This window comes from Tateyamaria sp. GN1-10 (genome assembly GCF_055693845.1).
Genome location: NZ_JBVFUR010000003.1, coordinates 241,462 through 263,887, shown reverse-complemented (window position 1 = coordinate 263,887; position 22,426 = coordinate 241,462). Strand labels below are relative to the sequence as shown.

Genomic DNA, 22,426 nt, shown 5'->3' with positions numbered 1-22,426 from the left:
ACTCGCGCATCGGCTTTGCAACCACAACGTATGACCGCTTCGGCATGCTGCAATGCAGTATTCGGAAACTATGCTGAACGGCAGCTACGGGGCGCACAGCAGACCTTCGAGCAGCGTTCTTTACAGGCAGCTTTGGGTAAACGGAGCCAACGTGCTATGTCTGAATTGCTCTTATTTGAGTCTCATAAATCGAGTCTCTTTTTTAAGGGACATTGACACCAGAACGGGGCGTATGAAAAATAGTCCTGTAATCATACTTATGTTAATAAATATGTGATGTTCAAAGCCCCACTTCTGCACTAACAGCGGTAAGCGCTGCTCGCGCAACGTCTTTATCTTGTTCAGGTGTGCCCGATCCAACGCCAATACCGCCAATACATGCTCCATCAATATAGATCGGCAACCCGCCGCCAAGTCGTGTGACGGCATTGTCAGTGGCCGCTGCAATGTACAGGCCGACTTGTTCCGGGATCGCATCGCTGGCTGCGCGGATCGATGCTGCGGTGCGTGCCTTGGTCTCGGCGCTTTTGAGGCTGAGGAATTTTGCTCCCGACATCCTGATCTGACCCAGAGCGACCCCGCTGGCATCTACAATCACGATACACTGTGGTTGCCCCATTTCTTCCGCCCGTGAAACGGCAGCTTGCAGCATCGTCAGGACAGCCCCGTGTGTCAGCACCAATGAGTTTTCGACATGCATGGCTTCCATCCTTCGATTGTGTTTGTTATCGGTAACATAACAGTGCCACACAAAAGAGGAAAGCACATGTCTGCAGCAGAAATCGGTGTGATTGGGTTGGGCACCATGGGGGCCATGCTGGCGCTGAACATTGCCGACAACGGGTTTTCTGTGGCGGTTCACAATCGCACGGCCGCGCGCATCCCTGAGTTTCTGGATAAGGCGGGTGATCTCGCCCAGCATATTACGGGCCACGCAGAGCTTGAGGATTTTGTGCAAGGTCTGGCCAGCCCCCGCAACATTATCCTGATGGTTCCCGCGGGCGATGCGGTGGACGCGCAGATCGCACAGCTGCGTCCACTGCTGGATGCCGAAGACATGATCATCGATGCGGGCAATGCGAACTTCCCCGATACCGAGCGGCGTGCGAAGGATGCTGAAGATTCCGGCGTGCCGTTTCTAGGTATCGGAGTGTCAGGCGGGGCAGAAGGGGCGCGTTTTGGTCCGTCGATAATGGGTGGTGGGACATCGGCGGCGTGGGATCGCGTGGCTCATATCCTTCGAGCGATTTCGGCAAAATACGACGGCCAGCCCTGTGCCACCTACATGGGTACAGGTGGTGCCGGGCATTTCGTCAAAACGGTGCACAACGGGATCGAATACGCCGACATGCAGCTGATTGCCGAAGCTTACGGCGTTATGCGGGACGGTATGGGGATGGATGCAATTGCCTGTGGTGCCGTGTTTGATCGGTGGAATGAGGGCTTGCTGCAAAGCTATCTGATCGAGATTTCGGGCAAGGTGTCTGCCGCGACAGACCCTGGGACTGGCAATCCGGTGCTTGACATAATTCTGGATCGTGCGGGGCAAAAGGGAACCGGGCGCTGGACCGCAATTGAAAGCCAGATGTTGGGTGCGCCAGTGCCGGTGATCGAGGCGGCGGTCTTTGCTCGCAATATGTCGGCCGCACGGGACTTACGCTTGGCGGGCGCGGATGCGTTTGGGTCGACTGGCGGTGCGATGTCGGATGGCGCGTTGAGTTTCGAGGATCTCGAACAGGCGCTGATTGCAGGCAAGGTGCTTTGCTACGCACAGGGCTTTGAATTGTTGATCAAAGCCAGCGCGGATTATGGTTGGGACCTACCCATGGCAGAGATTGCAGAGGTCTGGCGCGAAGGGTGCATCATTCGTTCCGCCATGTTGAACGACATGGCATCTGCGCTGACAAATGCGCCAGAACAGAACCTCGCCCTTGCTCCGTATTTTGCGGACATTCTGAAAACGAATATAGCCGGGCTGCGTAAGGTTGCCGTCGTGGCGATGGGTGCGGGGCAGCCGGTGCCTGCACTGGCTGCGGCGCTGAACTACTTCGACACGCTGACCAGCGCACGGACGACCGCCAACATGCTGCAAGCACAGCGCGACTATTTCGGAGCGCATAGCTTTGAGCGTACCGACAAGGACGGTGCGCATCATGGCCCGTGGCTGGATCAGCACCTAAACGGGTGAGACCCCGTTCACGTTGAGGAAGACCGAATAGAGCGAGGTTGTGCCGGCGATAAAGAGCCGGTTCAGCTTCTCCCTCCGAAACACACATTCCCGACCAATTCGGGGATGTGCACTTTGCCGATCAGCATGCCGTCGCTGTTGATGCAGTGCACGCCATCGGCGGCTGAGCTCCAGATCCGGCCATGGGTGTCGAGGCGGAAGCCATCGAACAGCCCTTCGGTGCAGGTGGCGAACACCTCGCCACCGGACAGTGTGCCATCGGCGTTCACGCTGTGGCGGCGGATGTGCTTGGGGCCGTCTGCGTCGTGGGTGATGCCGGTGTCGGCGATGTAGAGCAACGCCTCGTCTGGTGAAAAGGCGAGGCCGTTGGGTTTGACATAGTCGTCGGCCGCGATGCTGATCTCGCCCGATTGGTCGACGCGGTAGACGTGGCAGGCACCGATTTCGCTGTCGGCGCGGTCGCCTTCGTAGTCCATGAGAATGCCGTAGCTGGGGTCAGTAAACCACACCGAGCCGTCGGATTTCACCACCACATCGTTGGGCGAGTTCAGCCGCTTACCTTGGTAGTTGTCCGCAATGACGGTGATTGAGCCGTCATGTTCGGTGCGCGTGACCCGGCGGGCGAGGTGTTCGCAGGACACCAGCCGCCCTTGTCGGTCGACGGTGTTTCCGTTGGAGTTGTTGGACGGCTGGCGAAAAGTTGAGACTGACCCGTCCGTGTTGTCGTAGCGCAAAATGCGGTTGTTTGGGATGTCGGACCACAGCAGGTAGCGCCCAGCGGCAAACCACACAGGCCCCTCGGACCAGCGGGCGCCAGTCCAGAGCCGTTCGACCCGCGCGTGGCCCACGAAGCATTCCGCAAATTCGGGTTCAATGACTTCGAACCCGGTCCCCTCGATGACGCCGAACATCGTCTCTTCCTTCTTCTGTTTCGCCCAGTCGGCGCACCCCCCAGCCGGGGGCTGGCCCCTGATTGCCAGGATGGTGGGGGTCGGTGCCCCAGATCGCCTGATATGTGTCCACGGCCATCCCTCGTTTTTGCATCATTACGAATACGGCCAGCAGTGTCGTCCACCATATCGCCAAAACCAGCCACATCCAGACCGGTCCGTTGGCTTTCCACAAGCCCAACGTGATTGTGAGGATTGCCAGCAGGATGACCGCATATCCAATTATCTTGTGCAATGCTTCGAACATGCGCCGCCAAGGTGTCATGTCGTAGTGGTGCCCGCGCAACTGTGTGTCTGTGGGTCCGCCTTTGGAACCTCGGCACAGCCCCAGCACGACTTGCAACAAAGCGCCCACCAGCACCAGGTAACCGAGCCAATTGTGCAGGCTCATCGTGGCAAGATCACAGGGCAGCACCAGCGCAAGGCCAAAGATCGACAGACCGACCACCAGAGACTGTCCCATCCAATGGCTGCGCCACCAGACCTGGTTGTCCAGTTCACGCGGCCAATCCTGCCCCGGCATCACCTTGAAGAAGCGGGCGATAATTACTGCCAATGGCGCAAGTATGCCCCACGCCAGCACCATCGACCGGGCGTGCCACGAGATGGCGAAGCCCACCTCATGCGCACGCGCCGGATCGATGGGGGCGAGAAGCCAGTCCATCAACCTTTGACCGCCCCTGCCGTCATGCCGGTGATGATCTGCCGGCTGGCCAGCAGCGTGAAGATGATGGGTGGTATGGCCAGAAGCATGCCCGTGGCCATGATAACCCCCCATTCCACGTTGAATTCTGACATGTTGTTCACGATCAGGATTGGCACGGTGCGCGTGTCACGGTCCGACAGGGCCGAGGCGAGCAGGTATTCGTTCCAAGCGATGCGGAAGGTGAAGATGGCCGCGGCAGCGAGGCCGGGTTTGATCAGTGGCAGTACGACCTTGAAGAAGACCTGAAACGGCCCTGCCCCATCGACACGCGCAGCCTCTTCTAGCGACCGGGGAACCTGCACGATGAAACTCTGCAGGATCCAGATCACGAAGGGCAGGTTCATCGCTACATAAATCAGGATGATACCGGAGTGCGTGCCTGCAAGGCAGACATCGCCCCGTCCACCAAACGTGTCCCGGATCGCGCCGCCGATGAGGCCATCGCGATCGAGACAGAACTCGTTATTCCACAGACCGAATACAGGGACGAGCAGCACGGCTGGTGGCACCATGCGCACCATGAGTGTCGACAGCGACACCGTGTCCCGCCCCATGAACCGGAAGCGCACCAGCGCGTAGGCAGCCATGCACCCGATGACCAGCGTCAGTGCGGTCGAGATCAGCGCGATGATCAGCGAGTTGACAAAGGCGTTGCCGAACTTGAGCGAGCAGAAATCGATATGGTCGGGCTCGTACCAGAGCACATCGCACAGCGCCTTTTCATAGTTCTGAATGGTGGGCAGGAAGATCAGACCAGAGGTGCCCGAGATGATGTCCACGTCCAGTTTGAACGAGTTCATGAACATCAGGATCACGGGGCCGACAGACATGAACACCAGCAGGGCAATGACAGCGTAGAATGCCGGATTGGCGCGGGAATTGGGGGTCGACATCAGCTTTCCTCCTCGACCAGCGCATTCAGGCGGGCGGCACGTGCTTCCTGCCAGCGGTTGAAGGCGAACATGCCGACGGTCAGCAAGAGCAGCAGGATCAGCAGGTAGTTGGACATGGCGGCGGCGACGCCGAGTTCACGGAATTCGGTGGCGGTGCGGCTGATCCGCAGGGCCAAGATTTCGGTCGACAAGCCCGGGCCGCCTTCGGTCATCACGAGGATCACTTCCAGCACTTTGAAGGCGTCGATCAGGCGTAGAAGTGCGGTGACGATTAGAACGGGCATCATCAAAGGCAGTTTGATGTGGATGATCTGCTGCCAGGCGGTGGCACCGTCGATCCGGGCCGCCTCCAGCGCAGACCGCGGCAGCGATTGCAGAGCAGCAAGCGAGAGAATGAAGATGAAAGGCGTCCATTGCCAGATATCGGCAATAATGACTGACGTCAGCGCATAATCCCCCAGCCAGTCCACGCGCGGCAGGCCGATGCTGTCGAGGAAGCGATTAAAGGTGCCGACCGTCGGGTGGTACATGTAGCGCCACATCAGGCCCACCACGACCGGGGCGATCATCATCGGCAGGATGAACATGGTGCGCAGGATCGAGATGCCCTCGGATCTCGCGGTCCAGCAGCAGGGCAAGGCCTACGCCGATGACCATCTCGATCGTCACCACGAAGAAAGCAAAGCGCAAAGTGACGCCCAGACTTTCGTGAAAATTCGGGTCGTTCCAGAGGAAGATGTAGTTCTTAAGGCCCACGAATTCGGCCTCGCCGATGGTCTGGCTTGGGTTCCAGTCGCGGAAAGAGCCCCAGACCATGTAGCCCAGCGGGTACATCAGCGCGATTGCCATGATGATCACGGCCGGTGCCATGAACATGTAGGGCGTCAGTCGGTTGGCCATCGCGGTGCGCATGGGTCGATCTTTCCGGGTCTTGCAGGATCAAAAGTCCGGGGCGCGGGTGTGACACCACACGCCCCGGCAGGAGGAAAGGCTTACTGCCAGGTGTAGTAGCCAGCGTCATCCATCACGGCGCGTGTCCGTTCGGCCACGCCATCCAGCGCTTCCTGAATGTCCAGGTCTTCGGTCAGAACCTTGGACATGGTCGTGCCGATGTCCGCGTTGATCTTGCCCCAGACGGGGATGATTGGACGCCAGTCTGGATCGGCATATTTTAGGGCCTCACCAAAGGTCGCGGCGAACGGGTATTTTTCGTTCAGGCCCGCATCCTGGTAGGTCGAGAAGCGCGAGGGGTTGCCACCTTCCATGGCGACCATCAGGTCACCCTGCTTGGAGGTCAGCCACTGCATCAGAAGGAACGCCGCTTCCTTATTCTCTGCATTCTTGGGAATGCCGATGCCGAAACCACCGGTTTGGCTGCCGCGACGCACACCTTCGGGGTGCATGGCATAGCCGACCTTGCCTACAACTTGGCTGCGCTCTGGATCTTCGAACCCTGGCATGAACGCGATGGAGTCCATGAACATTGCCGCCTGCCCGCTGGCAAATGCGTTTGCTGCTTCGGACGGGCCAAAGCTCATCGCACCTTCTGGACCGCAATCGACGATGGTTTTCAGTGCGTTGGCTGCTTCGACACCCGCGGCGTTGTTGATGATCGGGTTCCACGCGCCGTCAAAGACGCGACCGCCTAGCGGGGCGAGGTGCAGAAGGAATGCGTGACTGGCCTGGTGGCCGGATGCCGCGCGCGAGGCCATACCACCCATGCCAGGCTCGACCTCGGGAATTTTGCAAGCTGCATCAAGCAGTTGGTCATAGTTTTCGGGTTCGGCGATGCTGTGCTTTTCAAAGATGTCCTTGCGGTAGGCCAGAACAGAGGTTTCCGAGCCGAACGGGATACCAAAGAGCGAGCCGGTCTTGCCCGGCAGATATCCCTTGGTGCCACCTGCAACGCCGATGTTCTCGACATAGCCGTCGATCAGGTCATCGGCGTCATAGCTGGGGTCAGCCAGCTTGGGGTTCATGAAATACTTGGCAAGGTTTTCCAGTTGGTCGGCAAAGACATAATCCGCCTTGGAAAACACGACGTAGGCAATGAGGTCATATTCGCCTTCGTCCTGCGCCAATTCCAGCGTCTGACGCTCGCGCATCTTGAGGTAAGGTAGCTGATCCACCTCGACCTCGATGCCCGTCTCCTTGGTGAACTCGGGCAGTACCTTCATCGCGGCGTTGTAATGCGGGTGTGCGGGGAAGTTTACGATCAGGGTCGTGCCCGCGTATTCCTCGTAGGGATTGGCAAATGCCGCCCCCGCCATGATAGCGGCGGTCGTCAGACCCACCGCCGTGGTTTTTAGTGCTTTGAACATGTGTTCCTCCCTTAGAACTTTTTTGGTTTTCAAAGTGCGATTTCAGTTGTGCGGTCGAACAGGTGCACGCCGCGTTGGTTGACTGCGAAAGTGAGGGTCTGGCCAAGGGCGACGGGCGTTTCCGAGTTCACCTCGACCATCACCTGCGCTGATCCGCATTTGCACAGCAGGACGGATTGCGCGCCGACATATTCCGACACTTGCACGTCAAGGGTGAGAGCTTGTGCCGGGTCGGCGTCCTCTGCGTAGCTCAGGTCCGATGGGCGGATGCCCAGCGTGATGTCGCGGCTGGAATGCGCTTTGGCCTTGGTTGCGATGTCACCCGATAGCTTCAGATCGAACCCGTCACCGGTGACCCAAATGTCCCCTGCCCGCTCGTCCAGTGTGCCGTCGAGGAAGTTCATCGGCGGCATGCCCATGAAGCCCGCCACGAACTTGTTGACCGGGCGTTTGAACAGCTCTTCGGGTGTTCCTTGCTGCTGGATGTAGCCGCCGTGCATAACGACGATGCGGTCAGCCAGCGTCATCGCCTCGATCTGGTCGTGGGTGACGTAGATCATGTTTTTTTGGACACGCTGGCTCATCAGCGCCAGTTCTGCCCGCATCTGGCCTCGCAGCTTGGCATCTAGGTTCGACAGCGGTTCGTCGAACAGGAATATGCCCGAGTCTTTCGCCAGCGCGCGGGCCATCGCAACCCGCTGGCGTTGACCACCAGACAGGGCACCTGGTTTGCGGCCCAGGAAATCGGTCAGACCAACCATTTCGGCCACGTCCTTGACCTTGGCGTTGATCTCGGATTTCGGGCGGCGGGCAAGGCGCAGGGCAAAGCTGATGTTCTGCGCCACGTTCATGTGTGGGTAGAGCGCGTAGTCCTGGAACACCATTGCCAGATCGCGTTCCTTTGGCTCTAGATGGCTGACCGGCTTGTCGTCGACGTAGATCTCGCCATCTGACACGTCTTCGAGCCCAGCGATCATGCGCAGGGTCGTGGATTTGCCGCAGCCAGAGGGGCCTACGAGTACGGTAAACTCGTTCTCGGCCATCTCAAGTTCGATCCCGTGCAGGACCTCGACGTTGCCGTAGCGTTTTACCAGATTGTCGAGCCGGATGGTGGGCATGGGTACACTTTCGTTCTGTGTTACCGGTCACATTAACAATTGTGACCGGTAACACAAGGAAAATTGCCCTGCATAAACGCCTGAAAAGCCTTGGTTTCGTTATTTCGTGCTGTCGCGGAAGGTCAGATTGACCGGCACGGGGACCAATGTGCGACTCATCGTATTGTCATCTGACAAGAGCTGGCCTATCAGCCGCCCCGTCTCACGCCCAATGGTTTTAGGGTCTACCGACACTGTCGTGATTGTGGGTGTGGCGAAGCGTGAGACCTCGAAATCACCGAAACCTGCGATGCCGATGTCGCCCGGGACGGACTTGCCCAGTTTCAGCATCACAGACAGAACCCCAAAGGCGGGGGCGTCGGACACGCAGAACACGCAATCGCTGTCGGGAAACTCGTCCAGCAAACGGGTGGCGGCGGCAGCCCCTTCTTCGATGGACAGAGGCGGCTTGCCGATCTTGAGGGCGCGGTCGGTAGGCAAGCCAGCTTCCTCCATCGCGTCGAGATATCCCTTGCGCCGTGCCGCGCCACGGGTCCAGTCGTCGTCCGCTTCGCCGACAAAGGCGATGTTGCGATAGCCGCGGTCAATCAGCGCGCGTGTCATGTCGGCCGCAGCCTGTCGGTTGGAAAAACCGATGGTGTGGCCGATGGGATTGTCGGGCCGTTCCCACAATTCGATTACGGGGATGTGCGCGTCGCTTAACAGCGCGATGGTCCGATCCGAATGCCCATCATAGGACAGAACAATCGCTTCGGGTCGTCGTCTGAGCATATCTTCGACAAGTTGTTCCTCACGCTCAGGAGAATAGTCGGTGTGCCCAAGCAGGATCTGTTGCCCAATCCCCTCCAGCTCTTCCGTGAGGACCTGCACCGTTTCTGCAAAATGCAGGTTGTTCAGAGATGGAACAAGCACGGCAACAAAGCCAGAGCGCTTGGTGGTAAGGCTGCCTGCCATCTGATCAGGCACATAATTCATTTCCCGAACGACTTTGAGGATACGGTCGCGGGTGTCCTGGGACACGGGGCTGTCTTTTTTCAACGCCCGACTGACGGTCATGCGCGACACGCCTGCGGCGCGTGCCACGTCACGCATCGTGACGGGACCGGTTGATTTTGGGGGGTTATGAGACATGCGTCTTAGGGTGTTCGCGGTAACATGCCGCGTCAAGATAGTATTTCATTGCAACACTGAAACGCCATCCGCAGATTGTCCACCAAGCGCCGGATGAGATAGTGCAACCGTTGAGTTGGAAACCATCGGGCTGCGTCGGTCTGCTACTAAATCGACATAACGCGTGGAATTCCTGACTTGTGAACTTGGTCCGTGATATACACACATAGCGTGTGGATTATTTTGCTCGCTGCTTTTGAACCAAAATCCATTTTTCTGGAGCGTTGATATGGAAATGAACTTGGACGAAGTCCCGTTGGGGGCGCGACGTCGTGCATCCCAACTACTTGAAAACATCCGTGGCACAGATATGGACCCGACCAAGGGCCAGGTCGCCCTATCGGGAGAAGTCAACGCCATCTTTCGCCCCGATTTGAAAGAAGTCGCTTACTTCGAGTTCGTCGTGGAACTTGCCGTGAACGCGGTCGCCATGTCGCAATCTCGGGCCGAGGTGAAGAGATAAAGCGCGTGCCGGCCCAACACGGCTTCATCATTGCCTCAAGCGACACCCATGATCATCCAGTGTCGCACTGGTCGCTCGACCGTGAACCGCCAAGCCATCAGCTTGCTGTCGACGCCAAGGAAAAAGGAGCAAAGGTTGCGCGCTTGTTCAAGCTTGATGCTCTGTCCTATGCAGGTGAAGCGGAAGACGGTGAAATGGTCGCACAAACTGGCCAATTGCCGATGCCCATCGAGGGTTTGCTGCCAGACGTGGACAAGATGCGCGGTAAGATCTCGGGGACCATGGCGCGCCCCGGCTTTGCTTCCAAGAATGACGAAGAGGCCAGCAAGGAACCGCACGAGGTCCGCAACCGCGGCTAAGGCCGTCAACAGACCAAGATCGGTTCGGTTGGCTCGTGGAAGGAACTGCGCGAAACCTATGGTGACGCATTCGGCCCCCTGCTCGCCGCCCTCAAACAACAGGCAGCCCCCGCCTGGGAGATCGAGGAACTGGTTGCGGAGATGGGCGAAGACATCATGACGGGCACAAGCCACAAGCTCGCCCTCCTCGAAGCGGATGCAAGTGCCGAAGTGTCTGGCGACGGTGCCGGGCTCGTCAAAGTCGAAGTCATGCCGACCACTGACACCGGCGGTTGCGTCGTACTGCATGTGGTCGACGAAAAGCTGAGCGAGGAAGTGTCGTTCGACCTGCACGTTTCCTACCGCTCCGGCCTGCAGGAACACCTGCGCTTCTTCGCCGTTTCCCCCACAACCCCATCCAACACCAAGCCCGACAGCGGCATGGCCGAGTTCGAGGAGCAATCATCATGGCATATACATACTATTGGGCCGATGGCTCCGCATCACAGCAACCCTACAACCAGTACACCGTAAACGGATGCGCGATCGGGTGTGGCAGCCTTGCGTGGACAATCCTGTTTCTGTGGGGCGACCAACAGGCGGGAACAGGCAACAGCTACTGGGCACCGCGCTGGGGTCTTTACCGTCAGGATGGTGGCACTGGGGCAGACGCTGTGTCTCCAACTTCGCAAACGGCGGGTGTGAACAACGTGATCGAAGAGATCGCCGACGATGTCGATACGTTCTGCTCCTTTGGTCAGGGGGCCACGCACCCCGCCACCATGGGCCAAGCCAGCCGATCTTTCTCGGGTCGGACAGGCACATCGCTTGTGGAACACCACAACATCTTCGGTGTCAGCGAAACGCGCCTGCGGGAATATGCACGAAACTCCATCCGGGACCGCGATACGCCAGCCGTGATCGGGACCGGCTGGTTCAGTCACTATCCCGTAGCCTACGGTTATGCATGGCAATCCCGGATCGTGCGCAAGTGTTTCATCTTCTGCTGGAACGAAACGGTCTATGACCGCCGGTTCTGGGTGAACCAGGGCTGGGGCGGCAGCGGCAACGACTGGGTGCCGGCGGACACATGGTTCGCGGGAGAGATTTACCCTTAAACTCTTGTGGGCCAGCCAAATCCAGGTTGGCCCACATCAGTCGATCGATCCTGCGCAATTGACCATTGAGCTGGTGGCTGATCCTCCTTTTCGCCGACTAAGACAGGGCATGTGACCGACATCTTCGGACGCGAAGTCATGGTGACTCATGTTTCACACAGTGTTCCGGACGCTTTTGAGCGCGCTTGAGGCGCAAGCCGGCGTGTCAGCTGTATGCCTGACTGGCGAGCCCATAGACACTTGGCGCGCCCTCTGGCGCACGTTCAATAGTACCTCGCACCATCACCGTTCCCCAGCCGATTTTTTTAAGCCCCAGATCTGGCAAAAGGTTGCTCAGTCCAAGCGTCGGGTCGCTGTCGATGCGCATATGTACGCCGAGACGTGTGGCGAGACAGTGACGCACCAGAGTTTCCGCCATCTTCAGGTCCGGGGCCACAATCGGGCCGATCATCCTGCCCTGTCCCACTGCACGGTCGAACACATAGGCCGTAACACCATCCCTGTTCCGCATGCTCCAACAGGTTGCACCTCCCGCAATCAAACTGCGCAAGACGCGGCCTCGGTCCCAGCCCCGTGCAGCTGCGTCCAATGCCAACACTTCGTCACTGAAACCGGCCTCGACGTTTGGATCCAAGGAAAGCGAGGCAGGGACGCCGCGGCATGTGTCTACCATCCCCACTTCCTCAAAGCCCAACCGTGCATATCCACGCTGCGCCATGTCGGTGGCTGTCAGTACCACAGGAAGATCACCTATCCGATCAAGCGCAGCTTGCACGAGCCGAGCAGCAATCCCCTGCCCGCGATGTCCTTGGTCGACAATCACCATGCCAAGGGTCGCGGCCCGATCATGTGTCCACCAAAGCGTGGTCCCCACCACATGCCCGTTGTGCAGGGCCGCCAAACCCTGTCCCAACGCCAGCATTTGCTGCCACTCAGCCACTGTGTGTGGCCATCCCTGTTGCGCTGATAGGGCTTGGGCCGCATGTAAATGCTCTTTGGCAAAGCGAACGATCTGGTTCATGCGTTTGCCCTTACAAGGAAGTCGCCGCCAGCAATAGCTGTTCAGGACACCACCCGCAGTTTCGGGCGACGGCCTGCATGCCTCTGCTCAGGTACACCACCGCCAAATCTCGCAGACAGAGTGAGCCCTGCGCGGATCACATGCGGGTCCATTCCGCCACGGGTCAAAACTTCAACGGCATCCCGAGCATCCGGTGTCTCGTCCCGCCGCATGTGGTGGAGCATGCGCATCATCATTGCTTCGTCCGAGGTGACTCGCGTGCGGGCCTCTATGCCAAAGGGATCATGAAATCCAAAATCGGAACGAACGTCGTATACGGCCCGCACTAGCTTCGCTACAGCATGCGCCGCAGGCAATCCGATATCCGGCCCCCACCTCTCAACCGCGACGGCAAAGCCGGTGTGCCATGCCTGACGTGCGGGTGCTGCATGGGTCAAAAAGAAGTATCGGGCCACGGCCAGCAGACCTGCCTCGACTGTATCAAATCCCAAATCGATCAGATCCAGATCAACTCCACCCTCAGGCAATGCGCGCAGTCTCATGCCCACTTCTGCCCAGATTGGGGCGCAGGCACAGGCAAACGGGTCACTCCCTCCGGCAACGGTGCTCCCTCGACACGGGCAGGCGACGCAGCCTTGCTTTGCCAGCGTGTGTCAGCTTCGATGGCCGCACGCAGTTCGGGATCCAGGCCACAGCCATAGGGTTGGGCCAAGGCATCCATGCGCAACAAATCGGTAAACAGTGTCATGAGACAGCCAGCTTTCATCTGAGCGGAGTATTTAGCCCCGAATGTTGGATAGTGCCGGGCAAGCAGAGACTCTGCACTCACTGGGTGCGTATTTCCTGACAGAATTAATCGGATATAGCAAGGCCTGAACAAGCACCGTACGATGACTTGTATCCCGCCTGCAAAACTACCTCGGACAACACGCTCAGAATTCGAACGCAGCGGACACCTTGAACGACCGCCCAGTCTGCGGCAACTCGTTCGGAAAGATGGTGTATTGCTCGTCAAACAGATTGTCGATGCCTGCGCGGAAGGTCGCGTTCTGCAATGGCCCCTCCGACGGAGACCACGACCCAAACAAGTCGACGACGGTATAGCTTTCGCCTGCGCTCCCGGTCTCGGGGAAATCGTTCTGGTCTCCTGCAAACGTAACGCGGCCCCCAATCGTCCATTCAGACGTCGGACGATAGCCCAGTGTAGCTGTCAAACGTGGCTGAGGTATTGAACCCAATTCCTCACCCTCTTCTTTCGCATCGCCATCGGGTAAACTCACGGCAAGTCCGCCAAACCAGTTGCCTGCGTCGTAGTCTAGCTCGGCCTCGAATCCGTATAATTCCGCATCAATATTCCGCTGAAAGGTCGTAGCGAGAACTGTCCCCACTGGAATGCCCGGCGATGTCACGACAGTGTCAATAAAGTCTTGCACATCAGCATAGTACGCATTGGCTGACAGGCGCAGTGAATCCCCTTGGCGGAACATATTCGTGTTCTCAAAACGGCCACCCAATTCAACCTGAGTTGACTCTTCAGGGCGCAAGTCGGGCGTAGGAACAAAGTTGTTGGTAAACACCGGGCCAAACGGGAAATGCACCCCGTCATTATAAAGTTCACTTAATGTTGGTGCTCTGAATGCGCGCGCGACATTTCCGAAAATCTGCCAATTGTCGTTGGGTCGGTAGCTGAACCCGATCCGCGGCGCAAAGAAACTATCGTCCGCGTCCTCAAGCGTCGGATCATCCACATCACGATCATACTGATCAAAGCGGGCACCAGCGATGATGTCTAACCGATCATTAACGCCAAATGTCGCCTCCACAAAAACACCATATGTCGTCGCTTCAGCATCTGGGAATTGCGTCCGTGGCGCGCCATCCCGCGTGCCTGTCTGTTCGTCTCTGAACGCTTCAACACCATAGACCAAATCCACCGGAACACCGATATCGAACCGTGATCGATTCACAATTTCAAACCCTACCGTGTCGTATTCGGTGAAGTCTGCTCGCCCATCCCGCACCCGGTCATCCTGGATTTCTAGCGTATTGCCGTAGACCAGCACGGACAGGTCAATCAAATCGGACCCCTCGGGGTTCCAGTCCCATGACAGCCGGTACGTGAAAACTTCTGACGACCGCTCGGAATCGTTGCCCGTGATTGGGTCGAAGGTTGCAATTGAATCCGCAGCTGCGGGCACAAAGCCATCATCCTCATAGTAAGATAGACTCAGTTCAAAACGCTGTTCATCATTTGGTTCAAACCCAAACTTCAAAAGTCCATTGGTGGAGTCGATCTCCGACCGGGCGATAGGGTTTCCATCGCCATCGTCCTGGTTCGCACCGGCTTCGCGTCCGCCAAGAAACGCCAATACGTCGAACGCACCGTAGTCGCCATAAAGCGTGGTCGACGGACTATAGATTTCACCGTTGTCCGTATAGCCGAACCGCAACCGCGCGCCTGTTGTTTGGCCGGGGCGCAACAAGTCAGCGGCATCCTTGGTTTCCACCGCGATCACGCCACCAATGGCGCCCGATCCAAACAGGGTCGATCCCCCTCCCCTGACAATTTCGACACGTTGCACAATGTCCGGATCAAAAAAGAAACGACCACTATGACCCCGGTTGAAGTTCAAACGTCCCCCATCCAGCCGCAGGACAACCTGTTCGTCCTGAAATCCACGGATGTTCGGCTCTTGCGCGACACCACGCGGCCCGCCTTCGATCAGAACGCCCGGTACGTCTCCAACCAGTTCGTCGAAAGTGTCAGCCTGTCCGCGGTCAAGCTCTTCACCTTCGATGACAGTGGCTGCGACTGGCGTATCCAGAATGTTTCGATCGTCCCGCAAAGCGGTGCCGAGAATGAGCGGTGGCAATTCAACCAGCGCTTCCTGTGCTTGAACAGAACTTGCAAAAACGGCTGCAATAGCCGCACCCCCAAATATGCAACGCTGCATAACACCCCCATAATTGTCCTCTTTGCAGCACGGGACCTGCCGATGGAGGTGGGGCGCGCGATCATGTTAGGTAGTACATATCCTGACAAAAGAAGTAAAGATTATTGGGATACGGTAGCGCTTGTTCATTCGCGGCGGTTCTGACACGCTTTCGCACTGCCAACTGAAAAGCCAAAGTTTCAACATCCAACGCTGGCATCTGGTTCATGCCGCGCGGACTTGAGTACGAAGCTTCCTCTCACCCATCCCGTGCGAAAGCGTGTCAAACCGCCTTCGTCTCAATGCACTACGCGCTCTTCGATAGTGGAGGACCCTGCCCCAGTTTCTGCGGCGACTTAACGGCCTGCAGACAGCAACTCTCCATCGATGGCACCTTGTAAATGTCCGTTGTTCGCAAGCGGATTCACAAGATCGGTACCGCGCGCTGGCAAAGGACGTTCGCCACTGTCACCGTAGCCAATCGCAAGACGCACTTTGTTGATGCAAACCTTCGGCATCGTTTGCTCAAACAAGTCAAACATGTTGTGGCGCTCTGCAAGTTCGAGATGCGAAGTTTTATAGTCCAAGAGGACGTCCCGCAAAATATCGTAGAAACGGCTTTCTTCAATTTGCCCAGTGCGCGCCAAGGTCATTGATAAAAAGCGCAGTACGGTCACAAAATGGGCGGTCTGAATGTCGTGGATGATGTAAGCAGGTGGCTTACGCGGCAACAGCGCGCGTATCTCTGGGTCCAAACCTTCCATCTCCGGAAAATCTTGGTCGACAAGATCCAGATCGCCCTGAAAATCCTTAAGGGCCATGCCAACCGGAATGTGATTTTCCAGAATGACCGTAATGTTCTGGCCGTGAGCGATGAACCCAACGCCATACCGACAAAGCATGTGCCAGAGCGGCACCACGGTGACTTTGAAAAGCGCTTCCAGCCAGACCGCGATGCTGAGCCCAGCCGCCTTTGCATAGGCTTGGGCCAGTGGTGTGCCGCACGCGCCCTGGTGAAAAAGAGCGGCTGCCATCACAGCCTTTTGGTTGGGGCCGGTCTTCGAATCTGCATTCTCGCGCCAGATGGCACCAAGCATTTCATGATGGCGATAAGGGGCATCGGGGCAATCAGACAGGGTCGGGTGAGCAGCCCAATGGCCCAGGGCTTCGCGCAGGACGATGACTCGACCAGTCAGGAGTGGATCAGCCCGAACTATGTCAGACAACCAGTCTGACAGCGCTCCGCCATGTTCGATGTATTTACCCGGCATGCCTCTCCATGCGGACGTATTGAGAATACCCAGCGACAGCTTGACCTCATATGGGCCTCCGTTGACAGGTGTTAGAGTACGCAGGCTGGGTGTCGCGACGAACTTCGGACCATGCTGACCCAGAGGTATCAGCCTTTTTTGCGCGATTTCGGCCACAAAAAACTGTTCCAAGTGATTATACCATTGCCAGGGATGAACCGGCAGTAAGACATGCGCATCCGTCGCCCCCGCCTGCTGCGCTTCTTGCCTGAGAGGATCTCTCTGATCGGTTCCGAAGACGTCACCAAGCAGATCATTTTCGCTAATGTTTCTGGACTTGCCGCTGCGCAACAATGTTTGGTCAGCCGCAAGCCAGAAAAGCTGCATTGGCTCCTTGTATTCTGGCGCGTAGGCGGCCAGGTCCGCCGTGCCCCAACCAAGTCGCCCTTTGTTCGCGACTGCCTTCGGATGCCCCTCAAGAGCAGCATGTAAAGTGCGCGGCGGCAGAGCGATCAAGGCTTGTGCATCCAAACCGTCAAAAAGCCGCTTCAACTCGATATCTTGTCGCAGAGTATTCGACAGTTCGCGTAAAAACATTGCTTCGGTGTCAGGGGTCATGCCCAACTCTTCACGCGCATCAACGACAAACCGCAGCGGGCAAGGAGTTTCACCAGTATCAACGGACAAACTCTCCGGTTCGATATCCAGATTGTCCCAAATGCGCCGCGTCGCCTGAAAACGATAGACCCGGTTCGACGCCAGTATAAGCTGGAACGCATTGCCTTCTTCCGGGTGCAGAACCTCTTCCCAACTCAACTCACTGATCATCTTGGCCAGCAGCCGTCGGCGCGCTGTATCCAGGCTCTTGCTCATAGCGCCACCCGGCTGAAAAAGTCGTCTCGGGCGCAATGCATCAAAGCAGATCGTTTATGTGGAAAATCAAATTCCTTGATCTTTCGATACGCCAGTGCGTCCGCATAGCGAAGCAGCTTTGCATTATCGACACGTGGTTCGCCCACCACTAGATCAGTCATTGGGCAATCCAAAAAAATGTAATGGGTCAGCGCGCGAATCCACGCAGATGTTTTGGCGCGTCCTAGTGCACTGGTTTCACCGATCAGACCATGCCAGCCACGATCCCAGGGCCCCGCATCGTAGTATGCGCCCAATCTGTCTTCGCGCGCCCAGTAAATCTCGAAATACCCCACGGGCAGGCCGTCATATTCCCCGATCACCGAGAAATTGTGCGGGTCAGACAATCGGTCTTCAAGAAAGCCACGCAGCTCTTCCGTCGACCTATCCTCTTCCCAAAAATAGGCGACGCGTGGGTCATTCTGCCAACGATGAAAAGTATCAAGATCGTGGTCGATATCTACCGAGCGAAAAGTGACGGCTATGCCCGCATCAACAAAGAACCGCTCGTATACGACGCCCTGCGGATTTGCAGGACGTAGGGGGTGATTCCTGACCATCGGGGCCTTCGATCAATCCTGCGCTTTGGAAACGTGTCTGTGGATGCTTGAGCCAAGGTTCGGGTGATTGCAGAAAACCGGAACGATGAATGCGCTGCGCTCCGCCCCGGGTGTCCACATATCCGGGCAGTCGGGCGTCAAGGCCAAGGCGTGTTATCTCGGGTGGCAAGTCGATATGCGCCGCTTTGCCGTCTTGAGCAAAGCGGTCTTCGACCCACCGCGCGAACGGTTCAAGATCGTCGGGGGATGGAAAGGCCGCTTCAGTCAGCGTTGCAGTATCGAGGGTCATGCGTGGACGGGCTCCAATAAAGGGTTGGGAAGGTCAAGGAAACTGGCGACCTGTCCGCGCGCGTCGCCATCGGCTTCATTCACGCCGCTGAGGCTGGTTGCGAAATTTCCTTTGCAGGTGAGGGTCGGTTGTTCGAGAAGCTTGGTATAAAGCGTGGGATCTCCGGGGGTTTGTGCCTGGGCGCGTCGCAGGAAATCGCGCAAAAGGTCGGTCAGTTGATCCTCGTCTGCCAACCTATCCAGAACGAGGGTGGAAAGCGTGTTCAGAACGCTGTTGATCACGACGTAATACGTGACCAGACCATCGCCGAGCCCGGCATCCACGACATTCTCGGCACCTTCGCCGATACCGGGGCAATGTTGCGTCAACATCTCGTGGAAGCTGTCCAGATGACCGGTACCTTGGCAATCCCGGACCCAAGCGGCTTTGGGCCACCCGCCATCCAAGGCGAGCATCAGGTTCTGCTGATGGGCGCCAAACAAAAGCCCATATTGCGCGCGCAACTCAAGAAGCGGGCGGATTGCAACCTCGAGAAAGCGGGTAAACCATCGGGGCGCTGCATCCGGGCCAAGCGCGTTGATCAGATTCCCAAGAGGTGACCGCCCATTGGGCGCTGCTTCGCACAAAGCGGCTAGCATCACTGGACCCGGCAGTGAAGCATCGCGAAAAGGGTTGTCACGCAGGACGACAATTGTGTCGTCGCGTACTGCGCCCGCCCCGTCACACAATGCGGCGTAGCCCGGTTCCCCGAGAATGTTCAGCGTTGGAAAGTCCCGATTGATCCGTGCGCCAAGATCCGATTTGAGCAGGTCAGAGATGTGAACACCCCGCACCACCTCGCGCAGAGACAAGTGTCGGACCGAGTTGGTTAAACGCAGTGACAAAGACGTTTTGACCATAAAAGGCGCGTGCCAAGCATGCAGGCAGCGCATCGATGACGTTGCGCCCCATGCACCTTTGCCACGACCGAGATCGACGAGCGCCCCGCTGTCGATCAGGTCCTGTATGGCCTTCTGGTTGGCAAGCCGCTCAACCTGCCAAGGATGCCAAGGGAGAGGAACCTTGCCGCGATCTGTCGAGCCAAGATCGGCATCTGCCAAAAGCCGTAAGTACCCCGCTGCACCGGTGTTCGATGCGACCAGAGCGGGGTTAGCCGCAAACCAGTGCAATTGAAATGTCTGCTCGTGCTCCGGTGCGTAGCGTTTGGCATCATCCGCGGTCATCTCGTCACGGCTGCGCGGATTGGGGTGGAACGGATGACCCGCTTTGAGCGCCTGTTCAGCAGCAAGGAAGTTCCATGTATCAGCGGTTCCGTTCGCCAACGGCGCGCGACGAAGGCCTGCCAAGCTATCCATTACGCGGGTCCGAAAAGCATCACCACCTGCCTTTGCCAAGGAGGTCAAGAGTTGCGCTACGCTCAGGTCCTCCCAGCCTTGCGTGCGATGACGCCTGATCCCAGGCCCGAAGAATGTACGTAGGTTTGACTTTTGCCTGACCTCGACTGTGATGCTCCGCCCCACCTGATCCTTAAAACGCAGGCTGGCCTCACTAAGCTGTGCCTCAGCCAATTGGCCTTCGCGCAGAGCCGAGTTGAGAAAGGCATCAAGCGCCGCAAGATCGCCAGCCATTTGGGAGTGAGTCATGATGTGCGCCCTTTCGCCGAACGGGAATATTTGCGTTTACTGTCCGTCTTATAGATATTACCGACTGTTTTTGTCAGGATTCGCAAGGTTGCCATGTCACCTCTCTCGATTTTCTGGCCGGTTCTTGCCGGTCACGCATTCCAGCAGACGGCGTTGATCGGCATGGTGCCGGTTCTCGCGCTGGCCTTGGGCTTGCATGAAAGTGAGATTGGGCTGGCGGTGGCCATGGGTTTGGTCACAGCGGGCGTTGCGTTACCTTTTGTCAGTTTGCTGGGTGGACGGGTAGTCATGCTTGGCGGTCTCGGCGGACTTCTGCTCGCCAATCTTGCGCTGCTCTACATGGTTGGGACCGATATGCATGGCTGGAGCACAACCTTTACCTTTACCCTGTTGGTCCTGATTAGATCAGTACAGGGCGTTTCGGCGGCAGGCTTGATGATAGCCGCGCAAACTCAAGGTGCTGCCCAGAAAGACGGTCGCACTGGATTGGGCATCGTGCAGTCCATGGGCAGTGTCGGGCGCATTTTTTCAGCCGCCCTCATCGGGCCTCTTCTTTTGATCTCACCGTTGGTACCGCTTTTGCCCGCTGCTATTGGAGTGGCAATCAGCCTAGTGATGAGCCGCGGTACAGTCGCACCTCGCCTACGCACCAGTATTCGCCTGCCAAAGCTGACAGCGTTTCGGGTGACGGTTCTGACGCAATCTGCAGTTGGTGCGGCTCAGATCGGACTGGCCCCTCTTATCCTTGATCAACTGGATGCCAATCCCGTGCGGGCAGCCAGCTATGCCGGGCTTTGCCTCGCCGCAGCAAACCTTGGTCTGTTTCTGTCGCTACGCCTGCTTGTGCGGCATGTGGGCCAGCGCGGTGCGCGCTTTGCGGGCCTGCTTCTGGTGCTGGCTGCTGCGTTTGTGCCGTTAGCAGATCGGCTGACCGTTTTCCTTCTGCTCAGCTTTGTCATCGGTGGCTCAACCGGGCTGCTCTTTACTCTCAACCTATCTGAAATCATGACCCGCAAGGACTATGCCCAGCTTCAGGTCACCGGTTGGAATGGCGCGATCCAGATCGCGGCACTGGCCGGCGGGGTGGCATCGGGATCAGCGCTGATGGCGCTTTCCCCGGCAGCTCCCTTTGCCATTGTCGCACTCTCCGGTGCCGCATTGGCCTTTGCTCCTCCCTCAACACAAAGGACCTGAAATGACATCTGATAGCTTATCCATGGACCTTGCCGGCATCGGTATCGGCCCCTTTAATCTCAGTCTCGCGGCACTTGCACACGACGTGCCCGGTCTGAAGACACGATTTCTGGACCAGAAGCCGACGTTCTCCTGGCATGCGGGCCTCGCCTTTGACGATAGTGCCATGCAGACGTCTTATCTCAAGGATATGGTCACACCGGTTCTGCCGACCAGCGCATGGAGCTTTCTGAACTACCTTGTCCAGCAAGGCCGTTTTTACGACTTCATGGCTGCCCGGTTTGAAACCGTATCGCGGCAGGAGTTTACAGATTATATGGCGTGGGTCGCGCGCAATCTTGAGACCTGCCAGTTTGGCGCAACCGTGCAAGAAGTAGAGCATGACGGTCATCGTTTTGTTCTGCGCACAGCCTCCGGAAACACATTAAATGCCCGAGGATTGTCGATCGGAACTGGTCCGGTTCCCCATGTGCCACCGCAGGCACCTCTTGGGCCAAACTGTTTCCATGGGGTCGAATATCTGGAGCGCAGCCTGGACATCTCTGGCAAACGTGTCGCCGTAATTGGCGGAGGTCAGACAGGTGCCGAAATTGTGCTTGATCTGCTTCGCGCCGCCCCCATGCCAGCCGAGTTGACATGGCTGAGCCGGCGCAGTGCGTTCTGGCACCTGCAAGAAGGTGGTCTTGTCGATCAGATCTACACGCCTGCTTACCATGATGTGTTTCTTGGCTTGACAGACGCTGCGAAAGCAGAGGCCGTATCCGCGCAGAAGTACAGCAGCGATGGGCTGACGCCGTCCACAGCAGATGAGATTTATCGCCAACTGTATCGGCACAAATATGTGAATGGGCGCGCCGTTGTCTCTATCCGTCCCGGGCGAACCGTAACGCGGATCGAGCAGCGTTTCGGCGGTTTTTGTTTGAACGCGGAAACGCCAGTGAAAGCCGTTGAAGAACTGAACGCGGATATAGTGATACTTGCCACAGGCTTTCGACCTGCCGTACCACACTGTCTTGACCCCATCCGTGACCGGTTGGACACCGAGCCGGGGGGCGCGTTGACACTGGATGGCCGTTACCGCGTGCAATGGGACGGCCCAGAAGAAACTCCAATCTACGGGCTGAACCATGGGCGGCAATCACATGGCATTGTTGATCCGCAACTGAGCCTGACAGCTTGGCGAAGTGCAGCGATCCTGGAAGACTTTACTGGCAGGCCGCTTTTTGACGCGTTGCGGCGTTCACCCGCTGGTTTGGTCGATTGGGCCAATGGTGAGGTAGCGGAGGATGCGGTGCGCATTCCAGCATGATCCAGTTTGCCCTACCGCGCTCTACAAGTCAGAGTGCGGTAGGGCAGTGT

The 22,426-nt window shown here is 57.7% G+C and carries 24 protein-coding genes; 7 read left to right on the top strand and 17 right to left on the bottom strand.

Annotated features, from left to right (window positions below):
* Positions 1 to 280: 280 nt before the first annotated feature.
* Positions 281 to 700, bottom strand: a complete 420-nt coding sequence (locus tag ACZ1HN_RS01875; RefSeq protein ID WP_472726250.1) for a GlcG/HbpS family heme-binding protein — start codon at positions 698 to 700, stop codon at positions 281 to 283.
* 66 nt (positions 701 to 766) lie between these two features.
* Between ACZ1HN_RS01875 and gndA the strand changes: the two genes are divergently transcribed.
* Positions 767 to 2,188, top strand: coding sequence for an NADP-dependent phosphogluconate dehydrogenase (gene gndA / locus ACZ1HN_RS01870; protein ID WP_472726249.1), 1,422 nt, complete (start codon positions 767 to 769; stop codon positions 2,186 to 2,188).
* A 62-nt stretch (positions 2,189 to 2,250) separates the two neighbouring features.
* Here gndA and ACZ1HN_RS01865 read toward each other — a convergent pair whose 3' ends face one another.
* The 8 genes from ACZ1HN_RS01865 to ACZ1HN_RS01830 all read right to left on the bottom strand — a co-directional run bounded on the left by ACZ1HN_RS01865 (position 2,251) and on the right by ACZ1HN_RS01830 (position 9,307).
* Positions 2,251 to 3,099 carry an SMP-30/gluconolactonase/LRE family protein gene (locus ACZ1HN_RS01865; RefSeq protein ID WP_472726248.1) on the bottom strand — a complete coding sequence of 283 codons (849 nt, stop codon included), beginning with the start codon at positions 3,097 to 3,099 and terminating at the stop codon, positions 2,251 to 2,253.
* Positions 3,059 to 3,802, bottom strand: coding sequence for a cytochrome b561 domain-containing protein (locus ACZ1HN_RS01860; protein WP_472726247.1), 744 nt, complete (start codon positions 3,800 to 3,802; stop codon positions 3,059 to 3,061). Before ACZ1HN_RS01860 ends, ACZ1HN_RS01865 begins: the two co-directional genes overlap by 41 nt.
* Positions 3,802 to 4,737 carry a carbohydrate ABC transporter permease gene (locus tag ACZ1HN_RS01855; protein WP_472726246.1) on the bottom strand — a complete coding sequence of 312 codons (936 nt, stop codon included), beginning with the start codon at positions 4,735 to 4,737 and terminating at the stop codon, positions 3,802 to 3,804. The genes ACZ1HN_RS01860 and ACZ1HN_RS01855 overlap by 1 nt, the downstream gene beginning before the upstream one ends.
* Positions 4,737 to 5,324, bottom strand: a complete 588-nt coding sequence (locus ACZ1HN_RS01850) for a carbohydrate ABC transporter permease (protein WP_472726245.1) — start codon at positions 5,322 to 5,324, stop codon at positions 4,737 to 4,739. The genes ACZ1HN_RS01855 and ACZ1HN_RS01850 overlap by 1 nt, the downstream gene beginning before the upstream one ends.
* Positions 5,239 to 5,649, bottom strand: coding sequence for a carbohydrate ABC transporter permease (locus ACZ1HN_RS01845; protein WP_472726244.1), 411 nt, complete (start codon positions 5,647 to 5,649; stop codon positions 5,239 to 5,241). Before ACZ1HN_RS01845 ends, ACZ1HN_RS01850 begins: the two co-directional genes overlap by 86 nt.
* Positions 5,650 to 5,729: 80 nt before the next feature.
* Positions 5,730 to 7,058, bottom strand: coding sequence for an extracellular solute-binding protein (locus tag ACZ1HN_RS01840; protein ID WP_472726243.1), 1,329 nt, complete (start codon positions 7,056 to 7,058; stop codon positions 5,730 to 5,732).
* A gap of 29 nt (positions 7,059 to 7,087) precedes the next feature.
* Positions 7,088 to 8,176 carry an ABC transporter ATP-binding protein gene (locus ACZ1HN_RS01835; protein WP_299605433.1) on the bottom strand — a complete coding sequence of 363 codons (1,089 nt, stop codon included), beginning with the start codon at positions 8,174 to 8,176 and terminating at the stop codon, positions 7,088 to 7,090.
* Positions 8,177 to 8,275: 99 nt separating this feature from the next.
* Positions 8,276 to 9,307 carry a LacI family DNA-binding transcriptional regulator gene (locus ACZ1HN_RS01830; protein ID WP_472726242.1) on the bottom strand — a complete coding sequence of 344 codons (1,032 nt, stop codon included), beginning with the start codon at positions 9,305 to 9,307 and terminating at the stop codon, positions 8,276 to 8,278.
* Between the two features lie 268 nt (positions 9,308 to 9,575).
* Here ACZ1HN_RS01830 and ACZ1HN_RS01825 point away from each other — a divergent pair, with 268 nt between their 5' ends.
* From ACZ1HN_RS01825 to ACZ1HN_RS01810, 4 genes are all read left to right on the top strand, one after another.
* Positions 9,576 to 9,809 (top strand): hypothetical protein, encoded by a 234-nt coding sequence (locus ACZ1HN_RS01825; RefSeq protein ID WP_472726241.1) that lies wholly within the window; start codon positions 9,576 to 9,578, stop codon positions 9,807 to 9,809.
* Between the two features lie 5 nt (positions 9,810 to 9,814).
* Positions 9,815 to 10,168, top strand: coding sequence for a hypothetical protein (locus ACZ1HN_RS01820; protein ID WP_472726240.1), 354 nt, complete (start codon positions 9,815 to 9,817; stop codon positions 10,166 to 10,168).
* Between the two features lie 156 nt (positions 10,169 to 10,324).
* Positions 10,325 to 10,681, top strand: a complete 357-nt coding sequence (locus ACZ1HN_RS01815; protein WP_472726239.1) for a hypothetical protein — start codon at positions 10,325 to 10,327, stop codon at positions 10,679 to 10,681.
* Positions 10,615 to 11,265, top strand: a complete 651-nt coding sequence (locus ACZ1HN_RS01810; RefSeq protein ID WP_472726238.1) for a hypothetical protein — start codon at positions 10,615 to 10,617, stop codon at positions 11,263 to 11,265. The genes ACZ1HN_RS01815 and ACZ1HN_RS01810 overlap by 67 nt, the downstream gene beginning before the upstream one ends.
* A 205-nt stretch (positions 11,266 to 11,470) precedes the next feature.
* Here ACZ1HN_RS01810 and ACZ1HN_RS01805 read toward each other — a convergent pair whose 3' ends face one another.
* From ACZ1HN_RS01805 to ACZ1HN_RS01770, 8 genes are all read right to left on the bottom strand, one after another.
* Positions 11,471 to 12,286, bottom strand: a complete 816-nt coding sequence (locus ACZ1HN_RS01805; protein WP_472726237.1) for a GNAT family N-acetyltransferase — start codon at positions 12,284 to 12,286, stop codon at positions 11,471 to 11,473.
* Positions 12,287 to 12,327: 41 nt separating this feature from the next.
* A complete protein-coding gene (locus ACZ1HN_RS01800) occupies positions 12,328 to 12,828 on the bottom strand; it encodes a hypothetical protein (RefSeq protein WP_299747784.1) in 501 nt (166 codons plus the stop codon).
* A complete protein-coding gene (locus tag ACZ1HN_RS01795; protein ID WP_472726236.1) occupies positions 12,825 to 13,034 on the bottom strand; it encodes a hypothetical protein in 210 nt (69 codons plus the stop codon). Before ACZ1HN_RS01795 ends, ACZ1HN_RS01800 begins: the two co-directional genes overlap by 4 nt.
* Positions 13,035 to 13,218: 184 nt before the next feature.
* Positions 13,219 to 15,240, bottom strand: coding sequence for a TonB-dependent hemoglobin/transferrin/lactoferrin family receptor (locus ACZ1HN_RS01790; RefSeq protein ID WP_472726235.1), 2,022 nt, complete (start codon positions 15,238 to 15,240; stop codon positions 13,219 to 13,221).
* A gap of 335 nt (positions 15,241 to 15,575) precedes the next feature.
* On the bottom strand, positions 15,576 to 17,285 hold the full coding sequence (locus ACZ1HN_RS01785; protein WP_472726234.1) for an IucA/IucC family protein: 1,710 nt from the start codon (positions 17,283 to 17,285) through the stop codon (positions 15,576 to 15,578).
* Between the two features lie 53 nt (positions 17,286 to 17,338).
* Positions 17,339 to 17,941, bottom strand: a complete 603-nt coding sequence (locus tag ACZ1HN_RS01780) for a GNAT family N-acetyltransferase (protein ID WP_472726233.1) — start codon at positions 17,939 to 17,941, stop codon at positions 17,339 to 17,341.
* Positions 17,874 to 18,230 carry a hypothetical protein gene (locus tag ACZ1HN_RS01775; protein WP_472726232.1) on the bottom strand — a complete coding sequence of 119 codons (357 nt, stop codon included), beginning with the start codon at positions 18,228 to 18,230 and terminating at the stop codon, positions 17,874 to 17,876. Before ACZ1HN_RS01775 ends, ACZ1HN_RS01780 begins: the two co-directional genes overlap by 68 nt.
* Positions 18,227 to 19,873 (bottom strand): IucA/IucC family protein, encoded by a 1,647-nt coding sequence (locus tag ACZ1HN_RS01770; RefSeq protein ID WP_472726231.1) that lies wholly within the window; start codon positions 19,871 to 19,873, stop codon positions 18,227 to 18,229. Before ACZ1HN_RS01770 ends, ACZ1HN_RS01775 begins: the two co-directional genes overlap by 4 nt.
* 93 nt (positions 19,874 to 19,966) lie before the next feature.
* On the opposite strand from ACZ1HN_RS01770, the gene ACZ1HN_RS01765 reads away from it, so the two are divergent.
* Both ACZ1HN_RS01765 and ACZ1HN_RS01760 read left to right on the top strand, forming a co-directional pair.
* Positions 19,967 to 21,067, top strand: coding sequence for an MFS transporter (locus ACZ1HN_RS01765; RefSeq protein ID WP_472726230.1), 1,101 nt, complete (start codon positions 19,967 to 19,969; stop codon positions 21,065 to 21,067).
* 1 nt (position 21,068) lies between these two features.
* A complete protein-coding gene (locus tag ACZ1HN_RS01760; protein ID WP_472726229.1) occupies positions 21,069 to 22,376 on the top strand; it encodes a lysine N(6)-hydroxylase/L-ornithine N(5)-oxygenase family protein in 1,308 nt (435 codons plus the stop codon).
* Positions 22,377 to 22,426: the final 50 nt, after the last annotated feature.